Source organism: Sphingomonas sp. GM_Shp_2, assembly GCF_026540875.1.
GTDB lineage: Bacteria > Pseudomonadota > Alphaproteobacteria > Sphingomonadales > Sphingomonadaceae > Sphingomonas > Sphingomonas carotinifaciens.
This window is the reverse complement of record NZ_JALNUQ010000028.1, coordinates 1-15,393: the sequence shown is the minus strand read 5'-3', so window position 1 is coordinate 15,393 and position 15,393 is coordinate 1. Positions and strand designations below refer to the sequence as shown.

Here is a 15,393-nt window from a genome sequence, read left to right as displayed (position 1 = left end):
CAGGAATTCCGCCTCCTGATATCTAACGGTCAGCCCCGCAGGACTCAGGGTTGCGTTGCCGTTAAGATTTTAACGACCGGACATCGGAGATAGGAGAGGGCGGCAGTGACATCCGACACAGCTTCATCCAACCTGACGATAACTTGAGGTCGTATAACGCCGCTGTCTTATGTCATCGACCGCAACGTGAACCGTGTGATCTCGGACGGCACGCCCAACCGGAGCGCGAAGCCGGGCCACAAGCCGGTGCCGTTGCTGACGTAGAGCGTCATGCCGCCAACTTCGTACCGTCCGGACACGAACCCTCCATTGGCTCGAGCAACGATCCGGTCGAGGCCCGCGATCATGCCGCCATGGGTGTGTCCGGACAGTTGAAGTGCGACGCCGCGCGCGGCGGCATCGCGTGCCTTTCCAGGTTGATGGTCGAGGAGAAGGATAGGCGCATTGGCGGGCGCACCTCGCAACGCGAGGGCAAGGTCGGGTCCGGGCTCGCCGACGCTCGGTGCCGACAGGTCGGTGACACCGGCGACGATCAACTGGTCATCGCCGTGTTCGATCACCGCATGCGCATTGGGCAACATGCGGAAACCCATGCCCGAGAGGTGCCGCATCCACGCGCCGTAATTGAAGAAATATTCGTGGTTGCCTGGGATGGCATAGACCCCGTTCGGCGCACGCAGCTGCCGCAGTGGCGCTATGTCATGGCGACGCATTTCCACTGACCCGTCGATGAAGTCGCCGGTCACCACGATCAGGTCGGCGCCGGAGGCATTGGTGCGCTCGACGACAGCCTGCGCCCAACGGGAAGTGAAGAGTCGGCTGATATGAAGATCGGTAAGCTGAACGACCCGATATCCGTCGAAGGATGGCGGAAGGTCGCGGATCGCCACCGTCACGTCCTTGATCGGGGGAATGCGCAACGCGTTGACGACCCCGATCCCGGCCAGCACCGCGGCCAAGCCGGCAATGGTATAGCGCAGCGCGTCTGGTTCCCGGATCATCTCCCGCCGCACCAGCATGGTCAACAGCGCTCCCAGGTCGATCACCAGTTGCAACACGGCGAGCAGAACGAGCGCGCCGAACGCCCAGTTGAAGAGGATCACGACCAGACGCGGGAACTCGGGCGCGAAGACCGAACCCGACGAAAGTCGGCTCCAGAAATGGAACTGCGACGCCGCGAGCATCAGGATGCCTGCAGGAATCTTGGCCCAGAACGGCAGCGGCAAGGGCCAGAGCCAGCGCGCCAGGACGATCAGCGCCGGTACGGCAAAGACGACATTGAAGATGGGACGCGCTCCGGCTTTTGCAGGCAATGTCGCCTGTAAACGAGGCACACGCCGTACGTGTCCGCCACATGCCATGGGGAGGGGCCTTGGATATGATTTTGACGCGGCCCGCCGTCGCGATGACAGGGGCGCGTGTCGAAATTACATGGCCTCGGTCATCACCGCGAGGGACGGGCGAGTATCGGGTACAGACGTCCGTGTCATACTCGCCCGTGCTTCAGCGGGTCCAACTATCGAGGCTGTGCGACCACCGCTCTTAAGCCGTTGCACCGCCGTCGATATTAAGAGTCGTGCCGGTGATGTAGCTTGCATCCGGACCGGCGAGGAAGGCGACCGCGCCCGCGATCTCCTCGACCTTGCCATAGCGGCCGAGCGGGATCGCCTGCAGCACCTGCCCGGCAAATTCGCTGTCGGCGGGATTCATGTCGGTGTCGATCGGACCCGGCTGCACGGTGTTGACCAGGATGTTGCGCGGGGCGAGGTCCTTAGCCCAGCCGCGCGCCAGCGCTGCCACCGCTGCCTTGGTCGCACTGTAGACGGTGGTCGCGGGGAAGGCCATTTCGCCCGAGATGCTGCCGATCAGGATGATCCGCCCGCCGTCGCGAAGGTGCGGCAGCGCCGCGCGGGTGCCGACGTGCAGGCCCTTAACGTTGACGCCGAACTGGCGGTCATAGGTTTCGTCGGTGTCCTCGGTGACGGTCGAGAATTCCGCCACGCCGGCATTGTGGACCAGGATGTCGATCCCGCCTAGAGCGGCGGCGGCCTGTTCGACGCCCGCCCGCTGCGAGGCGGGATCGGCGGCGTTTGCCTGGAAGGCGAAGGCAGTACCGCCCGCGCTCTCGATCGCCGCGACCGTGGCGTCGGCCGCAGCCTTGTTGCCCGCATAGGTGATCGCCACGGTCGCGCCATCCGCCGCCAGCCGCCTGGCGATGGCCGAGCCGATGCCGCGCGATCCGCCGGTGACGAACGCTGTCCTGCCCTGAAGCGACATAGATATTCTCCAAAAATGCTGGCCCGCGATCACGCCGTTGTGCGCTGTCGGCAGGCGGTAAATGGGATGACGCTTCAACAGTTCAAGAATGCCGAACTATTAAAATGGAGGTAGTACCCTATATCGGTTACATGGCCCGCTTCACGCACCCCCGGCTGGAGGACGTTCCTCTCGATCTGGCGCTGCACGCGCTGGCCGATCCCAACCGGCTGGCCATGGTGGCGCGGCTCGCCGCGACCGAGCGGCTGAGCTGCACCGATGCCGCGCCGTGCGAGTCCATTCCGAAGAGCACGTTGTCCAATCATCTGAAGCTGCTACGCGCGGCGGGGCTGATCGAGACGACGCAGGCCGGGCGTGAAATGATCAACACGCTGCGCCGCGCCGAATTCGACCAGCGCTTTCCCGCTCTGCTCGACGCGGTGCTCGCCAACCGGCGCGCCTGATTACCGGCCGATCGCGTCGAGTTCGGCCACCATGTCTTTGGGCAGACGGTGAAGACCCGCCGCAACGACCCTTGCCCTTGCAGATCGGGTAAGAAGCATAAGCATTGCTGCGCCTGACCTGACAACAGATCCGGCGGGCATCTTCTTTTGACGTTCACCGTACCAGATCGAGCCAGCGCTGCCCGTCCGTGAGAAGGACCGGCAGCACGGTCAGGCCGCTATACGATGCGCCCGATTATTTGGGAAAATGGATCCCACAAAGCTTGTTGCCATCGGGGTCACGAAAATAGGCGAGTTCGATCGTACCCATGGACGCAGTATGGCGCGGGCCGGGCGGCGCTTCAATCGACGTACCACCATCGGCAACTGCCGTATCGTGGAGTTGCTTCACCTGCTCGGGCGAGTTGCACGAAAAGGCGACGGTGCTGCCGTTCGCGGGGGTCGCCGGTTCGTCGTTAATCGGCTGGCTGACGATGAAGTTGGTCCCGTTGCCGTTATTGTAGATGAGCCGGGTATGGCCGCTGTCGGCGATATTCCGCATTGGTTCGCCGACGCCCAGCGTGCCCAGCACTGTATCGTAGAAACGCTTTGATCGTTCGATGTCGTTCGATCCGACCATCGTGTGAAACAGCACTACATTCTCTCATGGCCAGAGTGTTTTCCAAACGAAGACAAACCGCGTCCAGGCGACATGATTGCTATGGGCACTGCTGCTGCGGAGGGTTGCTGACCAGCAACGGGTTGTAGCGTTGAGTTGGAGTCCAGGTTTGCGTCCGTACGCATCTGCTGTGCTAAGGACCCGGCTATGTCGAAATCCCACGTAAATGCCGGAACCGTCACGGTCGATGGTGTCGCCTATGACTGGCACCTGCACAGCGAACCCCACCAGTCGGATGACGAGGGATGGAAGGGCATGACGATTGCGCTTCTGCAGCAGGACGCCAAGCGCGAAGCTCTGGTCGAGTTTCCCCCACCGAAACGGCTATTGAAAGGTTTGCCGCGTGGTCGGCTCCAGCTCGATGACGCGACGATCGCGCGCTCCGTGCGCTCCGCTCTGTCGGCCGGCTGGGAACCAATGTCGCGCGGCAGGCCGATCGTAATCATGGTCGACGCCGAAGGTAATTGAGCCGCGCGGCGGCTGTGGGCTCGACACCCGCATTGGTGATCTGCCTTGTCAGAAACTGCGGTGCAGTCCGATTTTGTCTTTGAATGAAGCCGTCACCCATTTCCGACGAGTACACCTACGAATGCCGAAGACCCGGTCGGCCGGCTCTGCTGTTCATGCTCCCTATAACCGGGAGATGAACGAATGGCAGAAGCTGGGAAGCGGGCGGGGGGTCCGGCATGACCGTTTCTGGGTCGAGGTGGCGAGGCGTTGGCGATCGGCGTTGGGTCACAACCGTGCGGTTGTGAAACAGCACGACTTCCGCGAATGCCAAAAAGTCTTAAGCCAGTCGCTACCGTCAGGCGAGGGCTCTCCCGGTATCGGCGCACCATGACCGGTCGCTGGGTGCCACCGGCAGCGATTGTATTCGCGTTTGATGCCGTTTCTGCGGTTTCTGGAAGCTTTGAGGTTTGCGAGAATTTGAGCGGCGCTCATGCCTCTGGATCCTGGCAGCGGCATCGCCATCTGCCGCGCTTTGTACGCAACCGTAGACTTTGGATTGTAGCATCTTATACAAGCTGCCGTTAAGCCGGCGCTCTCCAATGCCTATTCGAGAGGTTGGTGTATGGTCTCGGCAATCTCGACGCCGGAATTGCTGAACCTAGTTACGACTCATGTGCGACAGGGAATAGTGGTCTATGATGCACGCGAGAAGGTTTTGCTGATCAACAGTCGTGTCAGCGAAATATTTGGGTTTCCGTACTCTGCAGTGAGTACCGGATCGACGCTCTCGGGATATCTCGCGTGCGTTGGTAAAGCTGTTGGGTGGTCACCTGATCAGACAACTAATGTCATTCAAAACCATCGGAAATGGGCGGAAGAGGGCAAGGGTCGTTGTTTCGACCATAACTTTGAAGACGGGAAAGTTCTCGAAATAGGCTTCAGCCCTATCGAACGAGGCGGCGCCGTGTTGACGTTTACCGACGTCACCCAAGAGCGCAACTTGCAGACCGTTACCGAACGCCGCGAAACGCTGACTCGCGAAGCGGCCATGATGCTCGAGAGAGTAGGCAGCATCGCGACGCAAAACCGAATTGTCGCTTTCAACGCTCGTATAGAAGCTGCTCGTATCGGAGATGATGGACGCGGCCTTATCGTCGTTGCCGATGAAGTCCGCGACCTTTCGCGACAGATGTCCGACGTTCTGCACGACATAAGCCGTATCATCGACGCCTCCCTGCGGACGATGTAGCAGCAAGCATCCGTTGGCGAAGGAACTGACGGCAATGTAACAGCCGAATGTCGCTAGCCATACCAGCATTTGATGGCGGAGACTGCTTCGTCCTCAATAACGCAGAACAGCGCCCTCCGCACTGCGTCATACCCGTTCGGACGAATGATCCCCGTTGCAGCTATCGCCCCTTACGTGACGTTGGCAAGCGTCGATGGCGCGTCACCGCGAGGCTCGAGGTGATCTGCCATTCTCCATCCCGCTGCACCAACTTAGCCACTTGATAGGAGGTCGTCCTCCAGTATCGGATGGTCATCCTGCATGTGATTGTTGGAGCTTCGTCCGGAAGTCGATCGCCGCAGATCACGTCTTTGATCGACCTGACCCGTTCAGGATGAACTAGAGCGATCTCGCCAGTCTCTACCGCTGAGGCCGCCACCTCGCCTGCAGTCACAGCATCCTGAGCTCGCACGGCAGCGATCAGATGATGGTCGCTGGGACACAGCTCTGTCGACGCACAGCGGTCGAGTGCAGCGAGCAACAGGATGATCAACATGCAGGTCCGTGAGCTGGCTTACGGTCATACATCGGCGAATGTCCGCTTTCCGCCACCTTAAGCTATTCCGCGGTCACTTTCGACCGCCCTAATGCCGGACGTTCAAGCGACGTGAACGATCGACCGGAATTGGGAAGCCACAAACGCGTCGCGAACGACCGCCTGTGGGTCACTCTTGCCAGTGAGCCGACGCTTCGCCCTTCGAACGAGCCAATGACTCATGCTAGCGATCGCGTGGAGTCAGCGCCGGCCCCGCCTCTCAAGTTACCTTATCGAGGGTTATCGGCAGATCGCGAACACGGGTGTTGGTGGCATCATAGATCGCGTTGGCAACCGCTGCGGCGACGCCGGTTATGCCGATCTCGCCGATTCCGTGTGCGCCCATCGGGGCATGGGGATCGGGAATGTCGGTCCAGATCACGTCGATTTCGGGCACGTCGAGATGAACCGGCAAGTGATATTCGGCAAGGCTGGGATTCATGATCCGACCGTTGCGTTCGTCGAACTGTGTCTCCTCCATCAGCGCCATGCCCAGTCCCATGATGATGCCACCGCGGAACTGGCTGCGGGCTGTCTTCGGGTTGAGGATGCGGCCGCAATCGAACGAGCCCAGGAACCGGCTGACGCGCGTCTCGCCGGTGACGGCGTTGACGCGCACTTCGCAGAACAGCGCGCTGTGCGAGTGCATCGACCAATGCATCAGTTCGAGAGGGGCCGACCCCGCCTTGGTCGCCGATATGCTGTCCCGCTGCGACCGGCCGAGGATCGAGGCATAGCTCTCGTGGCGGCCCGGATCGGTGAGGCTGGCAAGACCACCATCGAGACAGCCAACCTCTTCCGACGACAAGCCAGCGAGCGGGGAATCGTTGCCGGCCAGCTTGATAAGGTCGCCGACCAGAGCGCCGTGAGCGGCGATTACCGCGGCGCCGATCGCGGCGGTCTGCTGCGAGCCTCCAGCCATGATCGCACCGGGGATGGCGCTGTCGCCATAGCCCACCTCGACTTGGTCCATCGGCAGGCCCAACCGTTCGGCCGCAACGATCGCGGTGGTTGTGGACGTGCCCATCCCCATTTCGGCTGCCGCGACCTCGACCAGCGCCTTCACCTCGGCGCCGTCGCGGGTCAGCGTGATGCGCGCCTCCGCGCCGGGCATGCGATAATAGGGGTAGGTGCCGGTCGCGCAGCCGACGCCGATGCGCCATTCACCGTCACGCCGCGTGCCGCGCGGAGGCCGCGCGTGCCAGCCGAAGCGTTCAGCCCCTTCGCGCCATGCCTGGGCGATGTGGCGCGAGGAGAAGGGCAGACCGGAGGTGGGATCCTTCTCAGGTTCGTTGCGCAGGCGCAGCTCCACGGGGTCGATCCCCAGTTCCACCGCCAGTTCATCGATTGCAGATTCGAGCGCGAAGGTGCCGACGGCCTCGCCGGGCGCGCGCATGAAGGTGTTGGCGAGCATGTTCATTCGCGCCACCTCTACCTTCAGCAGGATGTTGGGCGCGGCATAGGCGGCCTGGGTGCCGAGGATGAACGGCTCGGGCATGTTGTTGTGCGGCGTCATCACCGAAAGGCCGGTATGGATCAGCGCCATGAACCGCCCGTCTGCGCCTGCGCCGATCGCCACGCGCTGCTCGGTCAGCGTCCGGCCGCCGACCACGCGATAGACGCCCTCGCGCGACAGTGCGATCCGAACCGGACGGCCAGAAAGCTTCGCGGCCGCGGCGCCGATGACCTGATGGTCCCATAATCCCTTGCTGCCAAAACCACCGCCCACGTAGGGCGAGGTGAGTCGCACCTTTTCGGTCGCAAGGCCGAACGTGTCCGCCATCGTTTGCGCCTGTTGCGTCACCATCTGGCTGGCGTCGTGGATCACCAGCTCATCACCGATCCAGGCAATGGTGGCGGCGTGAGGCTCGATCGGATTGTGGTTGTGGCGCGGCGTGCGGTAGACGCGGTCGACTTTGTGCGGGGCCGCGGCGAACGCCTTCTCGGCGTCGCCGACCTCCTTCAGCAACGGCTGCCCCATGAACAGCCCCTGCTCGATGCCATTCGCTTTTGCAGCCGCGAGCGTCGTCGTCGAGGGCTCGGCCGCATAGGCGATCTCGAGCAAGGAGGCAGCGTGATCAGCCTGTTCCTGCGTTTCGGCGAGGACACAGGCGACTGGCTGTCCGTTCCAGTGGATGCGATCGTCTTGAAGGATCGGCAGGTCGGCCGGGCCGACCGCGGAAGGCGAGGAGCCGAACACCGGGGGCGTCGCCATCCGCGGCGCGTTAAGATGGGTCATCACCAACACGACGCCGGGAGCGGCCTCCGCCGCCGCAGTGTCGATCGCGGTGATGCGCCCACGTGCAATGGTGGCGTAGACGAGCGCAGCATAGGTCATGTCGGCGAAGCGATGCTCTGCGGCGAACGCGGCTTCGCCCCGGACCTTCAACGCGCCGTCGAGCCGGGAGACGGGCTTGCCAATCAACCCGTGCTTACGCGCGATCAGCGGGTCGGGGACGCCGCCCGGAATCCAACTGTCGGGCGCGAGCGGCACCAGCTTCGTCATGGCGCCTTGTACCAGTCCTTGCGCAGCCGTCTTGGCGCTGTCCAGAATGCTCATGCCGCGTCTCCCGTCGTCAGCTCTTCCAGGACCGCCGCCAGTGTTCGGCTCGCGAGCGTTGGCTTGAAGGCATTGTCACGCAGCGGGCGAGCTTCGGCGAACTCCGCCGCAGCCGCTTCGAGAAAGAGCTGATGCGTCGCCGGTCGGCCGCGAAGTGCCGCCTCCGCCTTCGTCGCGCGCCACGGTTTGTGCGCGACCCCGCCGAATGCGATGCGGACATCCTTGATGCGATCACCCTCCATTTTTAGTGCCGCCGCGACAGATACCAACGCGAAGGCGTAGCTCGCACGGTCGCGGACCTTCCGGTAGGTTGACCGTGTGCCGGATGGCAGCGGCGGTAGCGCGACCGCGGTCACGAGCTCGCCGGGATCGAGGCTGGTGTCGCGATCTGGCTGGTCGTCGGGTAGGCGGTGAAAATCAGCGAAGGGGATCGCGCGCGCGCCTGCGGGGCCGTTGACGTGCACCGTCGCGTCAAGCGCGGCGAGTGCTACGCACATGTCGGAGGGGTGTGTCGCGAAGCAGGCGTCCGAGGCGCCGAGGACGGCGTGAATGCGGTTGAAGCCCTCGCGCGCGTCGCACCCCGAACCGGGCTGACGCTTGTTGCAGCGCGACCCCTCGGTGTCGTAGAAATAGGTACACCGCGTGCGTTGCAGCAGATTGCCGCCCACGGTCGCCATGTTCCGAATTTGGGCCGAGGCGCCGGCCAGGATTGCGCGCGACAGCAGGGGATAGCGCATGCGCACCGCGCGGTGTTCGGCGAGTGCCGTGTTGCGTACGGCGGCGCCGATCAGCAGTCCGCCATCCTCGGTCTCTTGGATTGTGGCGGGGAGGCCGCTGACGTCCACCAGTCGCTCGGGTCGAGCGACCGTCTCACGCATCAAATCGACAAGGTTGGTGCCGCCGCCGAGATAGGCGGTGCCGGTGATCGCGCCTTGACGTAGCGCGTCGGCGGTGTCGGTCGCGCGGGTATAGTCGAAGGGGGTCATGCGGACACCTCTGCCGCGAAGGTTGCTCGGATCGCGTCGACGATGCCGTTGTGCGCGCCGCAGCGGCACAGGTTACCGCTCATCCGCTCCTGGATCTCCTCGCGCGTCCAACGCGCCTCGGATGAAAGATCGGCGCTAACGTGACTTGGTACACCGCGCTCCAGCTCGCTGGCCATGCCGATCGCCGAGCAGATTTGCCCCGGGGTGCAATAGCCGCACTGGAAGCCGTCATGTTCGACGAAAGCGGCCTGCAACGGGTGAAGCGCGTCGCCGTCGGCCAGCCCCTCAATGGTCGTGATCGCTCGTCCGTCATATTGTACTGCGAGCGCAAGGCAGGACAGGATGCGCTCCCCGTCGACCAGCACCGTGCATGCCCCGCACGCGCCCTGATTGCAGCCCTTCTTCGTTCCGCTCAGATGCAGGCCTTCGCGCAAGTGGTCGAGAAGGGAAACGCGGGGGTCGGTAGGGACATACACCTCTTTCCCATTCACGATGAGCGACATGGCAGGTCCTTTCGCGTTTGGCTTGTACCAGATGAATAGCAGGCGAACCAAGCACACGCCATCACGGCGCCAAGCCATCCACTCTGTGCGGTCGTAACCTCTTTTACGAACCGCGTCGGTTTAAGATCGGCCGAGTAAGCGACAATCTGGGTCAGGCGTTATGTGACGCGGTGAATGAGCGGCGGCTTCGGGATGCGCGGAATCGACCGTTGATGTTTGTATCTGGTCCTATTCGCAACTGATCGCTCGCTGAGCTCAAGATGTGTGAAACGCACATAGTCGTGCGTCTCCACAGCATGTGAGGATAGTAGCCGGAGCGACTCAAAGCGCGATATCGGCTGGGCCATTCACAGGCTTTGCGCGTTTCGAGGTAGTTAGGAGACGCGGATGCCTGATTGGTCGGCGATGTTCACGCCAGAGCTATCCCTCCTTGAGGTCATTGCCCGCGGCACCATCATGTATCTCTTTCTCTTTTTGGTGATGCGTTTTCTGCTGAAGCGGGAAGGCGGGCAGGTGAACATCGCTGACATTTTAGTGGTAGTTGCTGTGGTTGACGGTGCACAACCGGCTTTCAGCGGCGACGCGCAGTCTATTACCGAAAGCGCGGTGTTCGTCCTGACGATATTGTTTTGGAGCTGGCTGCTGAATTGGGCAAGCTTCCGCTTTGAGCGCCTGAAGTTTCTTACCGCGGCACCGCCCCTGACCCTTTTCGAGAACGGCAAGCTAAATCGGCGAAACATGCGAAAGGCGCTGATGAGCCGAGAGGAGCTGATGCAGCAAGTCAGAGAAGAGGGCGGTCTCGACGATCTCAAGCAGATTGATCGGATCATCATGGAAGGGGACGGTGAGGTCACAGTGATCAAGAAGGAGGACGCCTGATCGAGCAATCGCCAGATACGCTAGGCACCGCTTATTCTCCGCTTCGTCGGGCGCGCTTTGCTGACTGCCGGATAGAAGGTTGATTTTTGCTAAAGTGCCTTCGCTTACCACTAAAATGAACGAATGGTCGAGGTTAGGAATGGAGATAGGTGACCTGCACGTCCACTTCTGGGGCGTGTCGCCGAACTATTCAGTGCGTCGGAGCAGGTCGACTAAGTCTTGCTTCCAAAAACGGGCTGCGGTGTGCGTACCATGACCGCGCGTATCAGCCGTCTCAGGGATTAGGCGAAACCGGGCATCTTTCATTCGGGCAACCGCGCGCTGCGGGTAATCAAGGTTGCGCGGATTGATGAAGTCATCAGCCGAGTTTACCCAGGTGGTTGGCGCGGTGATCGCTTCCAGTAGCGACCACGGATCGTAGGTACGCGACGCATCGACCTGATAGATCAGGTCATTCGCGTCCATGCCCTTGATCGATGCCGCCACCCGCTCACGTGCAAATGCCTCGGCAGCTTCACGCTGAGGGTATTGTGCTTGGAAGTACAGGGGGGCGGCACCGGCAACGAATAGCAGGCTGGCGGCAGTGCGCAGCCCGTGCGTAGGTGGAGTTCGGTATTCTCCACCCGCCCACGCCGGGTCTGTCTTGATCCCGTCAATTACAAGCTTGCGCCACATCCGGTTGAGGCCGGCGATCTCGACTGGTTCACAGGCCAGCGGCATCAGCGCGCGTGAAAAGTCAGGGTGCGTCTCACCCCAGACCAAGGTGTGCATGCAGCCCATCGACGTTCCCATGATGAGGCGCATGCGTCGAATGCCGAGCCCGTCGTGCAGCAGACGGTATTGCGCCTCAATCATGTCGTTATAATCGTAGCGCGGAAAGCGCATGTGCAGGCCATCCGACGGCTTTGCCGATTTGCCGTGGCCAATCCCGTCGGGGAGGATGATCCAGTAGCGCTTGATGTCCAGTGGCTGATCAGAGCCGTAAAGCTCGTCTGCGAACTGCGGCGCAAGGAACTGGCGACCCGTGCCGCCGGTGCCGTGCAGGACCATTACGGCATTGTCGATCTCACCCTTGGCGTTACGGTGAGGCGATCCTAGCGTCGTGTAGTTGATGCTTAACTCCGGTAGGGTCTCGCCCGAGCGGAAGCGAAAATCCCGGATGATGAATTGTGCATCGCGTGCCGGCCACTTCGAAACGGCCGGTGCCGGTTTTGACGCTGGCGTGAGCGGAGGGGTCTGGGTTGCGGCGGCTTGTAGGAGCAGAAGCGGCAGGAGAGACAGCATGCCTCATCGTCGCGCTCCGTTGCCTTGGGTGCAAGTTCGCATTTCGAACCGCCCTGCGCCATCCGATCACGCCCCCAAGCGAAAGGCCCCGCAACTTGGCTAGCCGGTTCGACTTGCGACCAACGGCCGGTGAATGGACGTCCGAAATTGGGAACCGGCCCGGGTGCTCTGAGTGACCGTTTCTGGGTCATTTGTCAGCAGCGGCAGACTTAGCTGAAGATGAAGCGGCGCCTGCGGGTTTGACGTGGCGGTCGAGCCAATCGGTCATCTGCCAAAGTGTCTCTTCTGTGGATTCTAGTGCTCGGTAGCCATGCGGCTCGTTCGGGAGGACGACATAGCGCACTGTCGCGCCATTGCCTTTTAAGGCGGCATACATCCGCTCCGACTGGATCGGGAACGTGCCGCTGTTGTCATCGGCGCCGCCATGGATGAGCAGGATCGGCGCCTTGATCCGGTCTGCGTAGGTGAAGGGCGACATCTCGGTATAGGTGGGCGTCGCCTGCCAATAGGTGCGTTGCTCAGCCTGAAAGCCGAAGGGCGTCAGGGTGCGGTTGTACGCCCCTGATCGTGCGATGCCGGCACGGAACAGGGTGGTATGGGCCAGCAGGTTGGCAGTCATGAACGCACCATAACTATGGCCGCCAACCGCCATGCGTGAGGGGTCGCCGACCCCGAGCTTGGCCACCGCGTTGACCGCCGCCTGTGCGTCCTGCTGGAGCTGTGTGACATAGGTGTCGTTCGCTTCGGCGCCGCCTTCGCCGATGATCGGCATCGCCGGGTTGTCGAGGATCGCATAGCCCTGCGTCAGGAGGAAGAGGTGGCTGATGCCGCGCGGTCGGACGAAGCGGTTACCCTGGTCGACAGTCTGCCCCGCGACCGTGGCATCGGTATACTCGGCAGGATAAGCCCAGAGCAGCGTCGGCAGCGGCCCGTCGCGCTTGGGGTCATACCCCGCGGGCAGGTAGAGCGTCCCCGATAGCGGTACGCCGTCGGCGCGAGCGTAGGTGATCGTCCGCTTCGTCACCCCCGCGAAGACGGGCGCGGGATCGGCGAAGGCGGTAATCGGCTTGGCATCGTCGCCCTTGACGGTGCGGATGACATAATTGGGGGCGAGCGTGGCGCTCTCGCGCCGTGTCAGGATCCGCTGGCCCTGATCGTCGAGCAGCGCAACGACCGTCTCGTAATAGGGAGACTTGGCGGTCCACCTGCGAACCTGCTCGCCGCCCGCGAGCGGCATGGTCGCAAGGAAAGGGAAGGCGCCCGCTTTGGTCGCACCATCACCCGTGACGAAGACGGCGTCGTGGCTGGCAGTGAAGCGCATCACCGGCTTACCCGCTGCATTCTCCTCGAGGATCGGCTCTCCGGGATCGCCATATTGGTCCTGATAATTGCGCGTCATCAGCAACCGGGTCTTGCCGGGCTGAGACGGCGCAACCGCGAAGCGATGCTCGGTTCGGGTCCGCCACTCGCTGTCGAGCACCAGCGCGAAACCGTCGTCGCCCCACATCGTCGTCGAATAGCGGGCAGGCGTCTGCGCCAGCTCGACCGGCGCCGCGTCGAAGGGTGCTGCCTGCATCATGACCCGGTCATGGAAGGCGACCTTGGCGCGCGGGTTGCCGCCGTCGAGCGCCTCGGCCCAGACCAGGGTCGCCGGAGCGTCCGAGCGCCACATCGCCTCACGCGGTCCTTTCACCGTCGCGTCAAAGTCTACCGGCAGGTCGTCGGCAAGCGGACGATCAACGAGCGTCCGCACCGGCTGTCCATCGATCGTCGACACCGCGATCTCGGTTGGGAAGAAGCGTGCCGGGAGTAGATAGGAATAGGGTCGCTTAAGCCGCTCGGTCAGGAGGTAGCGGCCGTTCGGCGAGACGCTGAACTCGGTGACGAGACCGGGCGTGCCGATCGGCTGAGCGTTGCCGTCGAGCGCGACCCGGACCAGCTGGCCGGTGAAATAATAGTCGAACAGCGCCTCATCGTGGGCGTCGCCGAGTAAGTCCTCGTACGTGCGCGCCGCAGAGGTGCGGCCGGCGCTTTCCTGAACGATCGGTCCGGTCGGGGTCGTCGCGGCGACGGGCGGTGCGCCGCGGCCACCGGGCACCGTGTTGACGATCAGCGCCTTGCTGTCGGGCGTCCAGACGAACGGCGTCCCGAACGTGCCGTTGATCATCGTGGCAACCGCCCGGGCGGTGCCGTTCCGCTCTGCTACCCACAGCGTTAGGCCATCCGATCCTTGCACGTAAAACGCCAGACGGCTGCCGTCAGGCGACCAGTCCGGCGCAGCAAACCGCGTCCCGGCCGGTAATGCGACCCGCGTCGTGCGGCCGCTGCTGACGTCCTTGAACGCCAAGCCGGTCAGCCACTGGACGCGCACCTCGGCCTGACCATTGGTCGCGGTGTCGATGCGGTACCCGCCAAGGCGCAGGATGGGTTTCGACAAATTGGCGATCGTCGGCAGGTTTTCGCGATCGATGATCGCAAGCGTCCGGTGATCCGGGCTGACCGCGACGACCGGGGTTGGCGGTGTCTCGAGCACCTTGGCAATTGCTGAAGGGGCACGGTGATAGGCGCTGCCGGGCGTCTGGGCAGCAGCCGTGGAGGCGAGAAGCAGGGCAACCAGACAAATACCGACGCGCATCAATGACCCCATGTTTGTTATGGGAGCTGGTGTGGCACGCTGCGCCGGAGCTCGCCAGCGAATACGCTAAAGAGGCTATTCAGAAAGCATCGATCATGTCGACTGGTAAGTAGCAGTTACAGGCCGGTGATTATAACCCGAAGCTAGTTAAATGCATAAAACGCCGTGAGCGCCCCATCCGATATAAGCCAGTACTAATTCGAAGGCCAAAATTCATTGATCATGACGACCTTGCTCAATCTGGCGGCATCGCATCACAAAATGCCAACAATCTGAGCAGAGGAGGGGGCTGGAAATGCCGCGCTAGTCGGCTATCGCCATCGGCGTAGCTGTAAGCGTCTTTCCGCTTTCCCCTAATCTGAGCTGTTCCGAGCGGCCGAGCGGGTTCGATCAAGCAGCCGATCCGCTCATATGAACGAGCGGCAGCTTTCGGGAAGCGATAAGGCGCGTGCGAACGGCCGAGATTGGGTCCACGGGTCGACGCCGAGACTAGGTCGGGCTAGCGTCAGCCAGATGCTCGGAACACTCTGCCGCTCCGCTGACCTCACCCTCAACAATGACGGAGCGCAACTGTTCGCACAAGCTTTGGACGAAGCTGCGTGCGGTTGCCTAGAGACTGCCCTGTCAGCGCTGCCGGCAAGGAGGCCGGGTGTGAGGATTGAGGAAGGGCGGCAGTTGCAGTCCTTCCTCGATCGCGCGGAACCCATCGGCGCGATCGCGGCATCCGCGCTCGGAGATCAGGCTCGCCCCGTTCGTGCGATCCTGTTCGATAAGACCGCGGAGCGGAACTGGGCGCTCGGCTGGCACCAGGACCGTACAATCGTGGTCAAAGAGCGAGTGAATACCGACGGGTACGGGCCGTGGACCGTCAAATCCGGGCTGATCCAGGTGGAGC

Annotated in this window: 12 protein-coding genes and 1 pseudogene; 5 read left to right on the top strand and 8 right to left on the bottom strand. The window is 62.5% G+C overall.

Annotated features, from left to right (window positions below):
• Window positions 1-167 precede the first annotated feature (167 nt).
• Window positions 168-1,313 carry a metallophosphoesterase gene (locus OXR08_RS10975; protein ID WP_267349797.1) on the bottom strand — a complete coding sequence of 382 codons (1,146 nt, stop codon included), beginning with the start codon at window positions 1,311-1,313 and terminating at the stop codon, window positions 168-170.
• A 229-nt stretch (window positions 1,314-1,542) separates the two neighbouring features.
• Window positions 1,543-2,277 (bottom strand): SDR family oxidoreductase, encoded by a 735-nt coding sequence (locus OXR08_RS10970; RefSeq protein ID WP_267349795.1) that lies wholly within the window; start codon window positions 2,275-2,277, stop codon window positions 1,543-1,545.
• Between the two features lie 131 nt (window positions 2,278-2,408).
• On the opposite strand from OXR08_RS10970, the gene OXR08_RS10965 reads away from it, so the two are divergent.
• Window positions 2,409-2,720, top strand: a complete 312-nt coding sequence (locus OXR08_RS10965) for a metalloregulator ArsR/SmtB family transcription factor (protein WP_267349793.1) — start codon at window positions 2,409-2,411, stop codon at window positions 2,718-2,720.
• Between the two features lie 235 nt (window positions 2,721-2,955).
• Here OXR08_RS10965 and OXR08_RS10960 read toward each other — a convergent pair whose 3' ends face one another.
• The gene (locus tag OXR08_RS10960; RefSeq protein ID WP_267349791.1) at window positions 2,956-3,354 is read right to left on the bottom strand and encodes a VOC family protein; all 399 of its coding nucleotides are present in this window, start codon (window positions 3,352-3,354) and stop codon (window positions 2,956-2,958) included.
• Between the two features lie 171 nt (window positions 3,355-3,525).
• Here OXR08_RS10960 and OXR08_RS10955 point away from each other — a divergent pair, with 171 nt between their 5' ends.
• Together OXR08_RS10955 and OXR08_RS10950 are read left to right on the top strand one after the other, a co-directional pair.
• Window positions 3,526-3,846 (top strand): hypothetical protein, encoded by a 321-nt coding sequence (locus OXR08_RS10955; protein ID WP_267349789.1) that lies wholly within the window; start codon window positions 3,526-3,528, stop codon window positions 3,844-3,846.
• 604 nt (window positions 3,847-4,450) lie between these two features.
• Window positions 4,451-5,077 (top strand): PAS-domain containing protein, encoded by a 627-nt coding sequence (locus OXR08_RS10950; RefSeq protein WP_267349787.1) that lies wholly within the window; start codon window positions 4,451-4,453, stop codon window positions 5,075-5,077.
• A gap of 794 nt (window positions 5,078-5,871) precedes the next feature.
• On the opposite strand, the gene OXR08_RS10945 is transcribed toward OXR08_RS10950, so the two are convergent.
• The 3 genes from OXR08_RS10945 to OXR08_RS10935 are packed head-to-tail and all read right to left on the bottom strand — an operon-like array spanning window position 5,872 to window position 9,700.
• Entirely contained in the window at window positions 5,872-8,211 is a 2,340-nt protein-coding gene (locus OXR08_RS10945; protein WP_267349785.1) for a xanthine dehydrogenase family protein molybdopterin-binding subunit, read from the bottom strand.
• Window positions 8,208-9,197, bottom strand: coding sequence for a xanthine dehydrogenase family protein subunit M (locus OXR08_RS10940; protein ID WP_267349783.1), 990 nt, complete (start codon window positions 9,195-9,197; stop codon window positions 8,208-8,210). Before OXR08_RS10940 ends, OXR08_RS10945 begins: the two co-directional genes overlap by 4 nt.
• Window positions 9,194-9,700: a 2Fe-2S iron-sulfur cluster-binding protein gene (locus OXR08_RS10935; RefSeq protein WP_267349781.1), complete on the bottom strand. Its 507-nt coding sequence runs from the start codon at window positions 9,698-9,700 to the stop codon at window positions 9,194-9,196. Before OXR08_RS10935 ends, OXR08_RS10940 begins: the two co-directional genes overlap by 4 nt.
• A 387-nt stretch (window positions 9,701-10,087) precedes the next feature.
• Between OXR08_RS10935 and OXR08_RS10930 the strand changes: the two genes are divergently transcribed.
• Window positions 10,088-10,579, top strand: a complete 492-nt coding sequence (locus OXR08_RS10930) for a YetF domain-containing protein (RefSeq protein WP_112384186.1) — start codon at window positions 10,088-10,090, stop codon at window positions 10,577-10,579.
• A gap of 186 nt (window positions 10,580-10,765) precedes the next feature.
• On the opposite strand, the gene OXR08_RS10925 is transcribed toward OXR08_RS10930, so the two are convergent.
• The gene (locus tag OXR08_RS10925; RefSeq protein WP_267349777.1) at window positions 10,766-11,863 is read right to left on the bottom strand and encodes an alpha/beta fold hydrolase; all 1,098 of its coding nucleotides are present in this window, start codon (window positions 11,861-11,863) and stop codon (window positions 10,766-10,768) included.
• A gap of 187 nt (window positions 11,864-12,050) precedes the next feature.
• Window positions 12,051-14,498: a prolyl oligopeptidase family serine peptidase gene (locus tag OXR08_RS10920; RefSeq protein WP_267349775.1), complete on the bottom strand. Its 2,448-nt coding sequence runs from the start codon at window positions 14,496-14,498 to the stop codon at window positions 12,051-12,053.
• A gap of 651 nt (window positions 14,499-15,149) precedes the next feature.
• On the opposite strand from OXR08_RS10920, the pseudogene OXR08_RS10915 reads away from it, so the two are divergent.
• Window positions 15,150-15,393 (top strand): annotated as a pseudogene (locus tag OXR08_RS10915) (phytanoyl-CoA dioxygenase); the annotation flags it as partial.

Coding starts and splice junctions, on each gene's coding strand:
- OXR08_RS10935 (WP_267349781.1), bottom strand. CDS start 9,700: ATGTCGCTCATCGTGAATGGGAAAGAGGTGTATGTCCCTACCGACCCC.
- OXR08_RS10925 (WP_267349777.1), bottom strand. CDS start 11,863: ATGCTGTCTCTCCTGCCGCTTCTGCTCCTACAAGCCGCCGCAACCCAG.
- OXR08_RS10950 (WP_267349787.1), top strand. CDS start 4,451: ATGGTCTCGGCAATCTCGACGCCGGAATTGCTGAACCTAGTTACGACT.
- OXR08_RS10970 (WP_267349795.1), bottom strand. CDS start 2,277: ATGTCGCTTCAGGGCAGGACAGCGTTCGTCACCGGCGGATCGCGCGGC.
- OXR08_RS10945 (WP_267349785.1), bottom strand. CDS start 8,211: ATGAGCATTCTGGACAGCGCCAAGACGGCTGCGCAAGGACTGGTACAA.
- OXR08_RS10955 (WP_267349789.1), top strand. CDS start 3,526: ATGTCGAAATCCCACGTAAATGCCGGAACCGTCACGGTCGATGGTGTC.
- OXR08_RS10940 (WP_267349783.1), bottom strand. CDS start 9,197: ATGACCCCCTTCGACTATACCCGCGCGACCGACACCGCCGACGCGCTA.
- OXR08_RS10965 (WP_267349793.1), top strand. CDS start 2,409: ATGGCCCGCTTCACGCACCCCCGGCTGGAGGACGTTCCTCTCGATCTG.
- OXR08_RS10930 (WP_112384186.1), top strand. CDS start 10,088: ATGCCTGATTGGTCGGCGATGTTCACGCCAGAGCTATCCCTCCTTGAG.
- OXR08_RS10920 (WP_267349775.1), bottom strand. CDS start 14,498: ATGCGCGTCGGTATTTGTCTGGTTGCCCTGCTTCTCGCCTCCACGGCT.